Raw genomic sequence first — 15611 nt, forward strand, 5'->3', positions numbered from 1 at the left:
CCGAAGCGGCCCCAGCCGCTTGGTCGTCGCTCGACGGAAACCTCCGTGCCTTGGCCACTCCCTGGGCCCTGGCATTGAGCGACCCACGCCGGCAGGTCTCCTGGCTCGCGGGTCAGGGCTTGATGCACGCCTTCCCAGGTTTCCCCAGTGGCTGATCCGCAATTCCGGACCAGTGCATCTCGCTCGCCGCTTACAGTTGCAGGGACAGCCTCGGTTTCGGCGCGCCTTCCGACACGCCTACCGCGTTCCCATTTTAAGCCCTCTCGGGCACCGGCGCGATCATATGCGGAGCAAGCCCCGCACGCGCCGCCCATAGCGGAACGGCAGTTTTGCGCAATCGGGATTTACAGTCGTTCGATGACCATCGCCGCGCCGACCCCCATCGCGCCGGTCAGCACGACCAGGCCGTATTGGCCGCCGCAGGTGTCGAGCGCATCGAGCAGGGTCGAGGTCAGGATCGCGCCGCTTGCCCCCATCGGGTGCCCCTTGGCGAGGTGCCCGCCGCTGACATTGACGCGCACGGGATCGGCTTCGCGGTCGCGCAGGAATTTGGCGATTGTTACCGCGAAAGCCTCCATGAACTCGATCCGGTCGATGTCGTCCAGGGTCAGCCCGGCGCGCGTCAGCACCTTGTCCATCGCCGCGAAGCCGGCGGTCAGCGACGCGGCCGGATCTCCGCCGCTTTCGGCAAAGGCGACGACGCGCACGCGCGGCGTGATGCCAAGCCCTTCGCCGCCGACCAGTGCCAGCCCCGCGCCGTCGCAGATCGGCGGCGCGTGCGCGATGCTGTGGAGTGGCTCGAACCTCGCGCCTTCGAGTGCGCCGGCATATTGCTGCTGCAATTCGCCGAACGCGGGCGGCGCGGCGGCGAGTGATTCCGCGGTGGTTTGCGGACGAATACACTCCTCGCCGACCAGCGGGCCTGTTGTGATCCGCGATTTTTGAAGCGTGGCGTTGTTTTCGGCGGTGCCCGCCTTTCGTTGCGAAGCGAGAGCCACAGCATCGAGTTCGGCGCGGCTGATGCCCTCGGCATTGGCAAGGCGATCGGCCGCGAGAACAGGCGGGACGAAGCGCGCGCGGGGCGGAAGTTCGTCGTTGGTATAGAAACCCGCGCAATCGCCGAGAAAAGGCGCGCCGCTCATCGATTCGACACCCCCGGCCAGCACGTGCGTCGCTTCGCCGCTTGCGACCTTCGCGACCGCCTGACCGATCGCCGACAGCCCCGACGCGCAATAATTGTTGATGCTGTGCGCCGCCACCGTGTCGGGCAGGCCCGCATGCAGCTTCGACACCAGGGCGATATGTCCGCCCTGCGCGCCGGTCTGCGTGACGCAGCCGAGGATCAGCGCATCGGGTGTCGCCGCGATGTCGCCACAACGCACCGCGAGCGCCGCCGCCTGCTGGCGCACCAACTCCTGCGGGCTCAGTCCGGCAAGCCCTCCATCGGGCCGCGCCTTGCCGCGCGGCGTCCGCACGGCATCGTATAGAAAGACGGGGTGCGGCAAATCAGGTGCCGACGACGAAACTGACAGCTGTGGTCGCGCTGCCCCCGACGTTGAAGGTCGCGAAGTTGCGTGCCCCCTCGACCTGGTAATCGCCCGCATTGCCGGTGACTTGCCGCCAGCTGTCGAGCAGCATCCTGACCCCCGTCGCGCCGACCGGATGGCCAAGGCCGATCAGCCCGCCCGACGGATTGACCGGCAATTTTCCGCCCAAGGCAATCGTTCCATCCTCGACCGCGCGCCAGCTTTCGCCGGGCGGAGTGATGCCGAAATGGTCGATCGCCATATATTCGGTGATCGAGAAGCAATCATGCACCTCGACACCGTCGCACGCGTAAATATCGGGCATCTCGGCGCGGCGCAGCGCGTCCATCATCGCCTTGCGCACACTTGGGAAGACATAATCGCCGCCGCGGCTGTCTTGAACTTTGGTAGAATAGAGCAGGGGGGCGGTGGCATGTCCCCAGCCTTTGATCCGCGGGATCGAGTCGATCGAAATGCCGCGCCGCTTGGCATAGGCCTCGGCCACCTCGCGCGAGGCAAGGAAGATGGCGGCGGCGCCGTCGGTGACCTGCCCGCAATCGGACTTGCGAAGCGAGCCTTCGATCAGCGGGTTGACCTCGTCATTCTCGCCGAGATGATCGTCGGTCACCGCCCAGTCGCGCGTTTGCGAGTTCGGGTTCTTCTTCGCATTCGCGAAATTGTTCGCCGAAATCCCGCGCAGATGCGCGCGGTCGAGCCCGAAGCGTTCGTCATATTCCTCGGCGACGCGCGCGAACATATACGGCCACAAATAGCGCGCCTCCTGCGCCTCGCGCCCCGCCCAGGCGGCGGCGCCGAGATATTCGGCGGCGCGCTGGCCGGGGACGTTGCGCATCAATTCGATCCCGAGCACCAGCGCGAGCCCATAGCGCTCGGCCTCGATTTCGGCGGCGGCGGCAAGGATCGCGATGCTGCCCGAGGCGCAGGCGGCTTCGTGGCGCGATGCCGGGATGCCCGCGAGGTCGGGGTGGACATGGCCGAAGAAGCCGCCGAGCTGGCCTTGGCCCGCGAATAATTCGCCGACGAAATTGCCGACATGCGCGGTTTCGACCTCCTTGGGTTCGATACCCGTCGCCGCAAACGCCGCCTCGGCGACGTCGCGGAACAGTTCGAACAGCCCGCCGCCCTCGCGTTCCATGTTGCGCGAAAAATCGCTCTGCGCGCCGCCGAGGATGAAGACGTCCTTTGCCATGTCAGGCTTCCTTTTCGAGAGTCGCGAGCGCCATTTCGCGCACTTCGCTACGCATCACCTTGTTCGTGACGTTGCGTGGCAGCGCGTCGAAGCGGAACAGGCGTTCGGGCAATTTGAACACCGCGAGATCGTGCCCGCGCAGAAAATCGGCGACCTCGCCGATATCCACGTCATCGGCACCGCGCGGCACATAGGCTAGGCCGATACGTTCGCCCATCTTTGCGCAAGGCAGCGAGAAGGTGCATGCTTCGGCCAGCAACGGATGGCCGCCGAGCAGCTGGTCGATCTCCTCGGGCGAAATGTTGACGCCGCCGCGGATGATGAGGTCCTTGCAGCGGCCGACGAAGCGGTAGAAGTCGCCGTTCTCGGCGATCTCGAACAAATCGCCGGTGCGGAACCAGCCGTCGTCGGTGAAGGCTTCGGCGGTGCGGTCGGGGGCGTTGTGATAGCCCTCGAACAAGGTCGGCCCGCGGATCTGGAGTTCGCCCGATACGCCGTCGGCCTCGATCGGATTGCCGCCGCCGGGCGGGACGAGCCGGCTTTCGATATTCGGCGCGCGGCCTTCGCCATAGGGACGCCGATAGGTGCCGCGGCGCGGAAACAGGCTCGCGCGCTTGTCGGGATCGGGCATGTCGCCTTCGCCGGTGATGAAGCTCATCCCCTCGTTCGACCCGAACACGTTGACGATGATGATGCCGAGCTTTTCCTGGAAACCGCGCACCATCGCGGGCGCGAGCGGGGCCGAGCCCGATGCGATTACGCGCAGGCTGGAGAGGTCGACCGACGCGAGCAATGCTTCGTTCTGGAGCAGCATGTTGAGCACTGCGGGCGGCGCGATCGTCAGGCTCGGCCGCTCGGTGGCGATCTGCTTGAGGTAGATGCCGGGATCGAAGGGATGGTGAAGGACCATCGTCCCCGCGCTGGTCAGCCAGCACATGGTGATGCCGCCGATGCTCGCCATGTTGATGAGCGGGAAGGGGTTGAGCAGCACATCGCCCGGCCCGACCTTCAACGCCTCATATCCCGCGGCCGCGACCGCGATCCAGTGGTTGTGGCTGCGCGGCACGCCCTTGGGAACGCCGGTGGTGCCCGAGGTCCAGCAGATGGTGAAGATATCGTCGGCATCGACCGGGTTCGACGCGACATGCGCGACGAGCGCGTCCGGGTCGCCCCCGACGGTCGAAAGGTCGAGCGCGCCCGCGGGCGGGTTGGGGCCAAAGGTCATCAGCGCGATGCCGTCAAGCAGCGGTGCCGCAACCCCGACATGATCGCAGCCCTTGACCTGCGTTGCGCAGAGGAAGGCTTTGGGCCCAACGACGCCGATCATGCCCTTCAGTTCATGGCTGCGATATTGAACCGCCGCCGGGCTGACGACCGCGCCGATCTTCGCCGCGGCGAAATAGAGCGCGACGAACTCGCTGATGTTTGGCAGCTGGACCAGCAGCACATCGTCCTTGCCGATCCCCGCGGCGACGAGCGCGCCCGCGAGCCGATCGATCTCGGCGGCCAGCTCGGCGTAGATCAGCCGCTGCGGTTCGCCGAAAGCGAAGTCGCCGCGGTTGGGCGCATCGACCAGCGCCAGCCGGTCGGGATGCGCCACCGCATTGGCGAAAAACAGGTCGGCGAACGTCTTGTCGCCCCACCAACCGCTTGCGCGGTGTTGTTGTCGCTTGTCCTCTCCCGCAACGATCATCTCAGGCGGCCAACACGCTGTTTTCGCCCATGCCGATGTCGTCGCCGGATGCCCAGACGGTGTGTGTGCCCGAACAGATGCGTTCGGGCAGGATGATCCGGCACACCGGCCCCGCCGTGATATTTTTCGCGTCGATCAGCACGCATTCGGATGTGTCGGTTTCGAGGTCCGCAATGAACGACACGAGGTAACCGTCATCCTCGTCCTTCGCATCGATGCGCGGCGCGAAAGGCGCCTCGCTACCGAAGCGGCCGGGGCCGAATTCATATTCTTCGCTCGTGCGCGCGTTCAGGTCGTGCTTGACGAGGCCGCGGAACAGGAACCAGCCCGGCTCGGGGATCGCGCTATAGGCGTAGCGATACGGTTTACCCGCATAGCGGTGGTTGAACATGCCGAATTCGAGATCGCGGTCGTCGAGCCGCTCTTCGACCGTCGCGCCAGTCTTGAGGTTGAAGCGCCAGCGATGGAGACGCGGCTTCAACAATCCCTGATCCAAATAGGCCATCATCCGCTCCAAGCCCTCCGGCGCATTGGGATAGGATTTCGGCATCGGCTCTTCCTGATAATAGCCGTCGAGGATGATCTCGTCGCCTTCCTCCCATGCGTTCAGCCAGTGGAGCGTGTAGGTCGGCTCGGCCTCGAACCAGCGAATGTCTTTGGGCTGGCCGTGGCGCGGGATGATCGCGAAGCGCGTCTTCTGATCGGGGTGGAACTGGACGACATGCAGCCGCTTTTCGAGCAGTTCCTCGTTCCAATAGAGCGGCATGTCGTTGAGGATCGTATAGTTTTCGGTGAACGCCATATCGTGCGGCAGCCGCGGTCCGGGCAGCGGCACCGGGATATAATGCTTCAGCTTATTGTCCGCGCCTACAACGCCATAGTGCATGTAAGGCGCGTGCTTCGAGTAATTGAAGAACATCAATTCTCCGGTCGCGAGGTCGACCTTGCAGTGCGCCGAAATGCCGTCGAGCGGCACCCAGCTTTCGGTGCCGAACTGTTCGAGCGTGAAGGGGTCGAGCCGGTACGCCTCGCCGCACTGGTAGAAGGTCGAGATGATCTTGCCCGCGTGGATTGCGACATCGGTCGAACTCGAATCCTTCAGCCACTCCTGTGCCCCCCAACCATGGCGCGTCGACTTGTGCGGCGGCTCCATCAGTCCCGCCCACAGCGAACGGCCGGCTTCCTTCTCCGCCGCAAACCCCTTGGTGCGGACGAAGCGGCTGCGATAGCTCGCGCGACCGTCCTTGAACGAAATCGCGTGGATGAAACCGTCGCCGTCGAAGGGATGATAACGCCCGATCGGCTCGTGGATCTGGTTTTCGCCCGTGCGGACATAGACGCCGTCGATGTCGGTCGGGATATTGCCGATCACCTCGGCATCGCCGTTGGCGAAGATCGCGTTCCACTCATTGTAGGTCGGGCGCCACGCGCCCTTCATATAGGGATGGTCGTTCGGCTGGATCGTCGTCTGGATCGTGTCGACAAGCTGGGCGGTCATGCGATGACTCCTTCGGCGGGGACAAAGCGCGGGCGCGTTGCGGCCGCATCATATTCTTTCACGAGGCGATCGACGATGGTTGCGATGGGTTCGACGCCGCGCACCGCGCCGACGCCCTGGCCCGCGGACCAGACATTCTTCCACGCCTTCGCATCGTCCTGCGCGTCCGAGAAATTGGGGCGCTTGTCCTCGGGCATGTTTGCAGGGTCGTATCCGGCGGCGATCAGGCTCGATTTCAACCAGTTGGCGGTTACACCTGTGATACCTTTTGAAGGGACGATGTCTTCGGCGCCCGCGGCCACGATCATGTCCTTATAGCCGGCCGCCGCCATGCTCTCGGCGCAGGCGATCAGCGACGTGCCGAGATAGGCCAAGTCGGCGCCCAATATCTCGGCGGCGCGCACGGCATGACCTGTCGAAATCGCTCCGCCGAGCACCAGCGGACCGTCCCAGAACTGCCGCACCTCTTCGACAAAGGCGAAGCCCGCGGTCGCGCCGGTGTGCCCGCCCGCGCCCGCGGCGACGAGCACAAGGCCGTCGACCCCGGCTGCTGCTGCCTTGCGCGCAAAGCCGACCGAATTGACGTCGGCGAAGACCAGCCCACCATAGCTGTGGATTTCCTCGACCACCCGTGCCGGACTGCCGAGCGCGGTGATGACGAGCGGTACCTTGTTGCGCACGACGCAAGCGAGGTCTTCGGGCAAGCGGCTGTTCGACGGATGGACGACCAGGTTGACCGCCCACGATGCGGCGTGAGGATCGTTGGACAGCGCCGCATCGATCCGGCTGATCCAATCCTCCAGGTCGGCGGATGTCCGAGCATTGGGCGCAGGGAAGCTGCCGATCACGCCCGATCGTGAGGCGGCGATCACCATCTCGGGTCCCGAGACAAGGAACATCGGCGCGGCGATTGCGGGCAGTCGCAAACCCTGCGTCAGCGCCGGTGGAAGGCCGTTATTCGGCACTATCATGCTCTCCCAAATTATCTGACTTGCATAACGATACTTAAAGACGATAAGAGTCGCAAGACCAGAAAAGCATCGCGGGGCGAACCTGACGATGGTGGGAGGGAGAGAGATTATGAAGACCAGCTTTGCCGTGCTGTTCGCCGCGACCGCGCTCGCGACCCCCGGAATCGCCTTTGCGCAGGACGCGGCGCCCGCGGACGATCAGGGCGGGCTCGAGGAAATCATCGTTACCGCGCAAAAACGCGCCGAGGGTCTGTCGGATGTGCCGATCTCGATCTCGGCGGTCAGCGGCAAGCAGGTCGAAAATTACGGGCAGACCAACCTCGAACAGATTTCGTCGTCGGTCCCGAACCTCAAGATCACCCAGACCGCGATTGCCAACCGCATCGCGATCCGCGGCATCGCTTCGGGCGACAACAAGGGGTTCGAACAGTCGGTCGCGATGTTCGTCGACGGGGTTTACTACGGCCGCGACCAACTCTCGCGCCTGCCGCTCGTCGACATGGAGCGCGTCGAGGTACTGCGCGGGCCGCAGCCGACGCTGTTCGGGAAAAATGCCATCGCCGGCGCGGTGAACATCACGACGCGCAGCCCGACCGACGAATTCGAAGGCTCGGTCAGCGGCCTCTATGAATTCAACCACAAGGAATTTCAGCTTACCGGCGTACTGTCCGGCCCCTTGAGCGAAGGCGTCGAGGCGCGCGTCGTCGGCTATCACCGTTCGATGGACGGCTATTTCTATAACCAGAAGCTCGATCGCGACGAACCCAACGTCGATGAATATTATTTCCGCGGCAAGCTCGAATTCGACAAGGGTGGGCCGTTTGCGGCCGAACTCAAGCTCGAATATGCCGACTTTGAAATGAAGGGACAGCCACGCGACGTGTTCGGCGCCGTCGGCAACTACAACGCTGTCTTTCAGGGCCCCTTCTTCGTCAGCACCGATCCCGATTATGTCCGCGAGGACAATGGCTATGAAAGCCGCAACAAGGTGTTCGGCGCGACGCTCAATGCCGACCTCGAACTCGGCGAGCATACGCTGACCTCGGTCTCGTCGCTGCTCGATTACAAGACGCGCGAGATCGTCGACGTCGATTTTTCGGGCATCAGTTTCCTCGACGGCACCAATTTGCGCGAGGATTATCGCCAGTTCAGCCAGGAACTCCGCCTGACCTCACCGGGCGGCGAGGTGTTCAACTATATCGGCGGCGTCTATTATCAGCACGCGAAGCTCGATGTGCAGGACTTCACCCTCTTCAACCCGACTTTCCTCGCCTTGGGCGCCCCGTTCAGCGCGCTTGGCGACACCAGCAACGACCGCGATTATGCGCAGAAATCCGATTTGATCTCGGCCTTCGCGCAGGGCGAATTGTCGGTGACCGACCAGCTTCGCATCACTGCCGGCGCGCGGTTCAATCACGAGAAAAAAAGCGGCAGCCGCAGCCTCGCTATCGTGCAGGGGCCGCTCAGCACCGCGCCCGCGCCGGTCGTCGCGGCGGTGTTCCGCGCGCTCAATATCGAAGCGCACAGCATCGCGGGCAAGATCAGCGAGGACAGCTTCAACCCGATGGTCAACGTCCAGTATGACGCGACCGACGACCTGATGCTCTACGCCTCCTACGCCAAGGGCACAAAGGCGGGCGGCTTCGACATCCGGTCGAACTCGCTGCCGACCTCGACCACCGTCGCGAAGCCGGGGGCGTTCGAGTTCGCGGACGAAAGCGCCGACAATTTCGAGGCGGGCCTCAAATACAAGGGCCGCAATGTCGCGTTCAACCTGTCGGTCTATCGCACCGATTATAAGGATCTTCAGGTCAACATCTTCGACGGGACGCTGAACTTCAACGTTCGCAACGCCGCCGAAGCGCGAACCCAAGGCGTCGAGGCCGATTTCCGCGCGGCGCTGGCCCCCGGGCTGACCGTCAGCGGCGCGATCGCCTATCTCGACTTCAAATTCACCAACTTCACCGATGGCCAATGCTATTATCTGCAAGTGCCCGGCGCGAACGGTTTTTGCGATTATTCGGGCAAGCGCAACGCGCTCAGCCCCGAATGGTCGGGGAATTTGAACGTCGATTATACCACGCCCGTTACCAGCGGCATGAAGGTCGCGTTCAACGTCAACGCTGACTTCTCCTCCTCCTATATCGCCGCGGCGAACCTCGACCCTCGCACGCATCAGGACGGCTATGTAAAGCTCGGCGCGCGCCTTGCGCTGGCTGAGATCGACGATCGCTGGGAGGTCGCGGTCATCGGTCGCAACCTCACCAACCAGCGTATCCTGCAGACCGCGAGTTCGATGCCGCTCGCGACCACGATCACGGGCAATGCCGGCAACGCGTACAATGGTATCGTCGACCGCCCGCGCACGATCGCGGTGCAATTGACCGGCCGCTTCTGAGGGGGTGGGAGGGCGGCTCCGGCCGTCCTCGCTGTCGCGGGCGCCAGCCTTGTCGATGCATGTCCCTTGGTCTAGGGGCGGAGCGAGATAAGGACCGCTTATTTGAAACACGACCGCACCATCAGGGCTTGCTCGATCTGGCGCGCGCTTGATGTCGTCGGCGACGTTCCCGTCCTCCTGATCATGGAACAGACGTTCCTCGGCATTCACAGTTTCGACGAATTCGTCGCGCGCACCGGCCTCGCGCGCTCGGTCGTCAACGGGCGGCTCAAGAAGCTGGTCGAGGAGGATTGCCTCGCCAAGGTGCCCAAGAAGGGCGGGCGCGGATTTCACTATGTGCTGACGCAAAAGGGTCGCGACCAGTTTCCCAACGGCCTGATGATGCTGCGCTGGCAGCACAAGTGGGAAGCCGACAGCCGCGATTTCCAGGTCCGGCTCCACCACGCGACCTGCGGCCACGCCACCGAGCCGGTGCCCGCATGTGCCCATTGCCGGGTGGAGATCGACCCGCGCGACGTCGATTGGCGCGAAGGGCCCGGCCTTGCGCAAGTCGTCCCGCATTATGAACGTCGCCGTTTCAACGGCGAGGTCGGCGCGCGGCGGCCCGGCGGACGTCCGCTTGTCGATACGATGATCGAGCTGTTCGGCGATCGCTGGGCGACGCTCGTCGTCCGGGCGATGTTCACGCGCATCAACCGCTTCGACGATATCCAGCGTGACACGCTGATGGCGACGAACATTCTGACCGGCCGCCTTGAACGGCTGGTGCGGCAGGAAATTTTAAAGACCGTGCCCTATTCGAGCCACGCCGACCGCGTCGAATATCGCCTGACCGCCAAGGGCCGCGACCTTTACCCGGTGCTGCTCGCGCTGCTGCAATGGGGCGACAAATGGTTCTCCGACGAGCGCGGCCCCCCGGTGCTGCTGACGCATCGTCCGTGCGGGCATGACTTGCACATGGTCGCGGCGTGCAGCCATTGCGGCGACGAATTGCAACTGTCGAACAGCCGCTTCACGATCGAAGAGGCGTGCTGAGGTTCAGGGCAGGATACGGCCCTCGTCGCGGCGCGGCATCGGCGCCACGAAACGCAGCACGAGCGCGGATAGCAGAAGCCAGCCGGCCGAACCGAGGATCGCCGCGGGCAAGCTGCTGAGGTCGGCGACCAGTCCGAGCGTATAGGCACCGAGCGCCATCGCGCCAAAGGTCACCGCCTGGTAGATCGACAGGCAGCGGCCGAGGATCTCCTCGGGCGATCGCAATTGCATCGCGACATTCAGCGTCGTCAGCGTCGACACCCAGGCGCCGCCGGCGACGAAGGCGGCGATCATCAGGGCGGGAAGGCTGGCCGTCAGCGCGACCGGCAGCATCGCGGCGGCAAAGATCAGCGACGCGGCGGTCACGACGCGGTCGCTGCCCCAGCGGCGGCGCGCCCGCCCGATCCACAGCGCGGCAAAGATCGATCCGGCGCCGAAGGCGGCAAGGCACAGGCCATAGACGATTTCGGTCCCGTGCAGCCGGTCGCGGACGAGCGAAGGGAGCAGCGCCTGAAACCCCGCCGCGCCGACGCCAAAGGCGAAACCACGAATAAGGACGCGGCGTACCGGATCCGAATGGGTGCAGAAGCGGATGCCCGCGGCGATCGCGGTCAACATCGGCGTCCGGCGCGGCGGCACGGTTTCGGGATGCCAGCGCAGCAGCACGACAATCAGCGCGACATAGCTCATCGCATTGAGTCCGAACGCGGCGGCTGTGCCGACGATCGAGATCAATATCCCGCCGAGTGCCGGGCCGACGCTGCGGGCCAGGTTGAAGGCGATGGTGTTGAGCGCGATCGCCTGCGGCAAATCCTTCGGCCCCACCTGGAGGCGCACCGACGCCTGCCACGCCGGCCCGTTGAGCGCAGTGCCGCACCCGACCGCGAGTGTGAAGAAAAGCAGCGTCAGCGGCGTGATGGCATCCATATAGGTCGTCAGCGTCAGCGCTGCCGAGACGATCAGCATTCCGGTCTGCGCCGCCAGCATCACGCGCCGCCGGTCGAAATTGTCGGCGATCGCACCGGCAAAAATACCGAGCAGCATGATCGGAATCGTGGCACCCGCCTGCACCAGCGCGATGAGCAGATGCGATTCGGTGAGTTCGGTCATCAGCCACGCCGCCGCGACCGACTGGATCATCGACCCCATGTTCGACGCCAGGTTGGCGATCCAGATCGCGCGGAACGCCGGGTAGCGGAAGGGCGCGAACGCAGATGGCGGTTCAGGGCTCACACCAGTCCGCCTAACGCCGCCCGGCGATCGCCGCAACCCGGTCAGCGAATGGCGGGGCCGCTCGTATCTTCATATTCGCGGCGCAGCTCGACCAGCCGCCGCTTCATGCGCGCGATCGGCGCCTTCATCGCGGGGTCTGCGATCCGGTTATCCATCTCGCGCGGATCGGTCTTGAGGTCGTAAAACTCCCACGCGTCGAGTCCGTCGCCATAGAAGCGGACCAGCTTGTAGCGCTCGCCGCGCACACCATAATGCGCGCGAACCGAGTGAAATCCGGGGAACTCATAATAATGATAATAGAGGTCCTTGCGCCAGTCGCGCGGCGTCCGACCCGTGAGCAGCGGCGTCATCGAGCGGCCCTGGATCGTCGCCGGGCCCTTGACCCCGGCATAGTCGAGGAAGGTCGGCGCATAGTCGATATTCTGGATCGGTGCAGCGATGCGCGTGCCCGGGCGAATATGCCCCGGATACTGGATCAGGAAGGGTGTGCGCATCGATTCTTCATAGATGAATCGCTTGTCGAACCAACCGTGCTCGCCGAGGTAAAAGCCCTGATCGGAGGTGTAGACGACGATCGTATTCCGATCGAGGCCGCTTTCCTCCAGATAGTCGAGCACCGCGCCGACGCCTTCGTCGACTGCCGCGATCGTCCCCAGATACTGCTGCATGTAACGTTGGTATTTCCACAGCGCGAGGTCGCGGCCCGAGAGCGGCGTAGCGTTGAGCCGGTCGTTGTCGGCCTGCATAAGCGCGTCCCACTCGGCCTGCTGCGCGTGCGTCATGCGGTCGAATGCGCCCGGCCAGCGATTGTAGCGCAGCTGCGCGGACCCCTTCGCGACCGTCATCTTGAGGTCGTGGCCCTCATACATATCGCGATAGATGTTCATTTCCTGCGTGCCGGCAGCAATGCGGCCGCGATATTCGTCGAAATAATTGTCGGGCACGGGAAAGGTCACGCCCTGATATTTTTGCACATGGCGCAGCGCGGGCATGAAATTGCGATGCGGCGCCTTGTGGTGGATCAGGATCGCGAACGGCTTGGACTTGTCACGGCCGTTCTTCAGCCAGTCGAGGCTGTACCGGGTGATGAGGTCGGTCGCATAGCCCTCGACCACGCTGCGCCCCTTGGGCGTGATGATATCGGGATTATAATATTCGCCCTGATCGTCGAGCACTTTCCAGTCGTCGAAGCCGATGCCTTCGGGCGAATGGTTGATATGCCATTTGCCGAACATCGCGGTCGCATAGCCCGCCTGGCTCAGCGCGCGGGGCCAGACCCAGACATTATTCTCGAAGCGCTGGCCGTTCTGGGTAAAGCCATGCGCGTGGCTCTGGCGCCCGGTAAGCAGCGTCGCGCGGCTGGGGCCGCAGAGCGAGTTGCCCACGAAGCTTTGCGTGAACATCGCACCATTCTTTGCAATGCGGTCGATGTTGGGCGTCGGCGCAAGCTTCGACAACGGCGATCCATAGGCCGAAATCGCCTGATAGGCGTGATCGTCCGACATGATGTAGACGATGTTCGGGCGCGCGGCCGGCTGCGCCCCCGCCGCGGCAGCGAAAGCGAGCGGCAGGGCGAGCGCGACCGGAAGGCGAGACCGCATCGTCAATCGGTCAGCTCGAACATGGCTTCGGCCCCCTCGGCGGACGACGGCCCGATCCACAGCTTGAATTGGCCGGGCTCGCTGCCCCAGCTCATGTCCGCCCTCGTAAAGGCGAGATCGGCGTCGGTCAGCGTGAAGCGGACCGTCCGCTTTTCACCCTTCTTGAGGCTGATCTTTTCGAAACCTTTGAGTTGCTTGACCGGCCGCGTCACCGACCCGACGAGGTCGCGGACATAAAGCTGCACCACTTCCTCGCCGTCGCGCGTGCCGCTGTTGGTGACGGTGACGCTCGCCGTCAACTTATCGCCGGGGCGGATATTCGCCCGGTCGAGCGTCACCGGCGAATAGGTGAAGCTGGTGTAACTCAGCCCATATCCGAACGGATAGAGCGGGGTGTTCGGCGTATCGAGGTAGCGGGAGACATATTTGGCATTCGGGTCCGCCGGATTGATCGGCCGTCCGGTATTCTTCATGTCGTAATGGATCGGCACCTGACCGACGTTGCGCGGGAAGGTGACGGGCAATTTGCCCGACGGGTTATAATCCCCGAACAGGACATCGGAGATTGCGTGGCCTCCCATCGTGCCCGGGTACCAGGCCTCGAGGATCGCGTCGACATTGGCGTCGGCCCATTCGATGCTGTTCGGGCGCCCGCTCATCAAAACGAGGATGATCGGCTTGCCGGTTTTCTTGAGTTCCTGAAGCAAGGCCTGCTGGTTGCCCGGCAGGCCGAGCGAGGTGCGGCTTGCCGCCTCGCCGGTCATGTTCCAATGCTCGCCCATCGCGGCGATGATCACGTCGGATTTCTGCGCCAGCGCGATCGCCTCGGCAAATCCATCGCTCTTGCCCGCATCGGCGAACTGGTAGCCCGCACCCTTGGCGTAGGCGACCGTCGTTCCCTTCGGCGCGCGCGCCTGCAGCCCTTCGAGCAGCGTAACCGGCCGCGTCTTGCGGTCGCCCGCGGCGGACCAGCTGCCGATCATATCCTCCTTGCTGTTGCCGAGCGGGCCGATCAGCGCAATCGACTTTGCCGAGACGGCGAGGGGCAGGGCATTGTCCTGGTTCTTGAGGAGGACGATCGACTTGCGCGCGACGTCGCGCGCGGCTTCGAGGAAGTCGGGGCGATAGACGGTCGCCTTTTCCCGCGCTTCGTCCGAATAGCGATACGGGTCCTCGAACAGGCCGAGCCGGTATTTCATCTCGAGGATCGCCTTCACCGCCGCGTCGACGCGGTTCACATCGACCTTGCCCTCGGCGACCGATTTCGCGAGATGGTCCATGAACACCGCGCCCTGCAGGTCCATATCGACCCCGGCGTTGATCGCCTGCTCTCCCGCCTGCTTGAGGTCTTTCGAATAGCCATGCGCGACCATTTCGTTGATCGACGTGTAATCGGTTACGACGAAGCCCTTGAAACCCCATTTATCGCGTAGCACGTCGGTCAGAAGATAATGGCTGCCCGATGCGGGCACGCCGTCATATTCGTTGAACGCCGTCATGAATGTCGCGGCGCCCGCGTCGGCGGCGGCCTTGAACGGCGGCAGATAGACGTCGCGCAGCGTACGCTCCGAAATATCGACCGTATGATAATCGCGGCCCGCCTGCGCGGCGCCATAGGCGGCAAAATGCTTCGCCGTCGCCAGCACGGTATCGACGCGCTTCAAATCGTCGCCCTGAAAGCCGCGCACCCGCGCCGCCGCGATCTTGCTACCCAGATAGACATCTTCGCCCGCCCCTTCGGACATCCGGCCCCAGCGCGGGTCGCGCGCGACGTCGACCATCGGCGCGAAGGTCCAGTGAATCCCCTCGGCGGAGGCTTCGGTCGCGGAGATTCGCGCAGCTTTTTCAATGGCGTTCAAGTCCCAGCTCGCCGATTCGCCGAGCGAGATCGGAAAGATGGTGCGGTGGCCGTGGATCACGTCATAGCCGAAGAGCAGCGGGATCTTGAGCCGCGTTTCCTCGACCGCCAGGCGTTGCAGGTCGCGCGTATATTTGGCGGTGAAGGCGTTGAAGATCGACCCGATCCGCCCCTTTCGGATGTCGTCTTGATAGCCGTCCCGCATCGTCGGGCCGGTCGAATCCCAGTCGCTGGTCAGCAACGACAATTGCCCGATCTTCTCGTCGAGCGTCATTTTCGCGATCAGATCGGCGATGAACCGGTCCATTTTCGGATCGGCGCGCGTCCACGCTGCCGCATTCGCCGACGTCTCTGCGGCGGGCGCGAGCTGCGCGAACAGCGGAGCGGGGGCAAGCGGCGCGGTCACCAACAAAGTGGCCAGCGTCAGGCATGTGAGGTTGCGCGTTTTCGGCGGCATGATTCGTCCTTCCCAGTCGGGTCTGTTTATACATTGTCACGCGGATTGGCCGAATTTCGGCCGGAAACCGGCTGGCCCCCGATCGCATCCACCTGTGTCGCTTCCCCCTATACAGTGATCGTGAAACCGGT

General features: G+C 64.0%; 10 protein-coding genes and 1 riboswitch. Of the genes, 2 read left to right on the top strand and 8 right to left on the bottom strand.

Translation table 11 applies throughout. The features are described 5' to 3' along the window. Window positions 1-73: 73 nt before the first annotated feature. Window positions 74-290, bottom strand: a riboswitch (cobalamin riboswitch). 54 nt (window positions 291-344) lie between these two features. Genes VSX79_RS04250 through VSX79_RS04270 form a run of 5 tightly spaced genes read right to left on the bottom strand, consistent with a single transcriptional unit; the run spans window position 345 to window position 6898 of the window. Then, the gene (locus VSX79_RS04250; RefSeq protein ID WP_326914526.1) at window positions 345-1505 is read right to left on the bottom strand and encodes an acetyl-CoA C-acyltransferase; all 1161 of its coding nucleotides are present in this window, start codon (window positions 1503-1505) and stop codon (window positions 345-347) included. Between the two features lies 1 nt (window position 1506). Further along, a complete protein-coding gene (locus VSX79_RS04255; protein ID WP_326914527.1) occupies window positions 1507-2736 on the bottom strand; it encodes an acetyl-CoA acetyltransferase in 1230 nt (409 codons plus the stop codon). 1 nt (window position 2737) lies between these two features. Beyond that, window positions 2738-4429, bottom strand: a complete 1692-nt coding sequence (locus tag VSX79_RS04260; RefSeq protein ID WP_326914528.1) for a class I adenylate-forming enzyme family protein — start codon at window positions 4427-4429, stop codon at window positions 2738-2740. A gap of 1 nt (window position 4430) precedes the next feature. Next, window positions 4431-5927 carry a carotenoid oxygenase family protein gene (locus tag VSX79_RS04265; protein ID WP_326914529.1) on the bottom strand — a complete coding sequence of 499 codons (1497 nt, stop codon included), beginning with the start codon at window positions 5925-5927 and terminating at the stop codon, window positions 4431-4433. Further along, window positions 5924-6898, bottom strand: coding sequence for an NAD(P)H-dependent flavin oxidoreductase (locus VSX79_RS04270; RefSeq protein ID WP_326914530.1), 975 nt, complete (start codon window positions 6896-6898; stop codon window positions 5924-5926). The genes VSX79_RS04265 and VSX79_RS04270 overlap by 4 nt, the downstream gene beginning before the upstream one ends. A 109-nt stretch (window positions 6899-7007) precedes the next feature. On the opposite strand from VSX79_RS04270, the gene VSX79_RS04275 reads away from it, so the two are divergent. Both VSX79_RS04275 and VSX79_RS04280 read left to right on the top strand, forming a co-directional pair. Further along, a complete protein-coding gene (locus VSX79_RS04275) occupies window positions 7008-9296 on the top strand; it encodes a TonB-dependent receptor (protein ID WP_257018316.1) in 2289 nt (762 codons plus the stop codon). A 102-nt stretch (window positions 9297-9398) separates the two neighbouring features. Then, window positions 9399-10331, top strand: a complete 933-nt coding sequence (locus VSX79_RS04280; RefSeq protein ID WP_179499056.1) for a winged helix-turn-helix transcriptional regulator — start codon at window positions 9399-9401, stop codon at window positions 10329-10331. A gap of 3 nt (window positions 10332-10334) precedes the next feature. On the opposite strand, the gene VSX79_RS04285 is transcribed toward VSX79_RS04280, so the two are convergent. From VSX79_RS04285 to bglX, 3 genes are read right to left on the bottom strand one after another with little or no spacing between them, the layout of a single operon-like run. After that, window positions 10335-11564: an MFS transporter gene (locus VSX79_RS04285; RefSeq protein ID WP_326914531.1), complete on the bottom strand. Its 1230-nt coding sequence runs from the start codon at window positions 11562-11564 to the stop codon at window positions 10335-10337. Window positions 11565-11605: 41 nt separating this feature from the next. Then, complete coding sequence (locus tag VSX79_RS04290) at window positions 11606-13165, bottom strand: sulfatase family protein (protein ID WP_179499060.1); 1560 nt, start codon at window positions 13163-13165, stop codon at window positions 11606-11608. A 2-nt stretch (window positions 13166-13167) separates the two neighbouring features. Beyond that, window positions 13168-15480 carry a beta-glucosidase BglX gene (bglX, locus tag VSX79_RS04295; RefSeq protein WP_326914532.1) on the bottom strand — a complete coding sequence of 771 codons (2313 nt, stop codon included), beginning with the start codon at window positions 15478-15480 and terminating at the stop codon, window positions 13168-13170. Between the last annotated feature and the right edge of the window lie 131 nt (window positions 15481-15611).

The sequence above is a fragment of the Sphingopyxis chilensis genome, from assembly GCF_035930445.1.
Classification (GTDB): domain Bacteria; phylum Pseudomonadota; class Alphaproteobacteria; order Sphingomonadales; family Sphingomonadaceae; genus Sphingopyxis; species Sphingopyxis chilensis.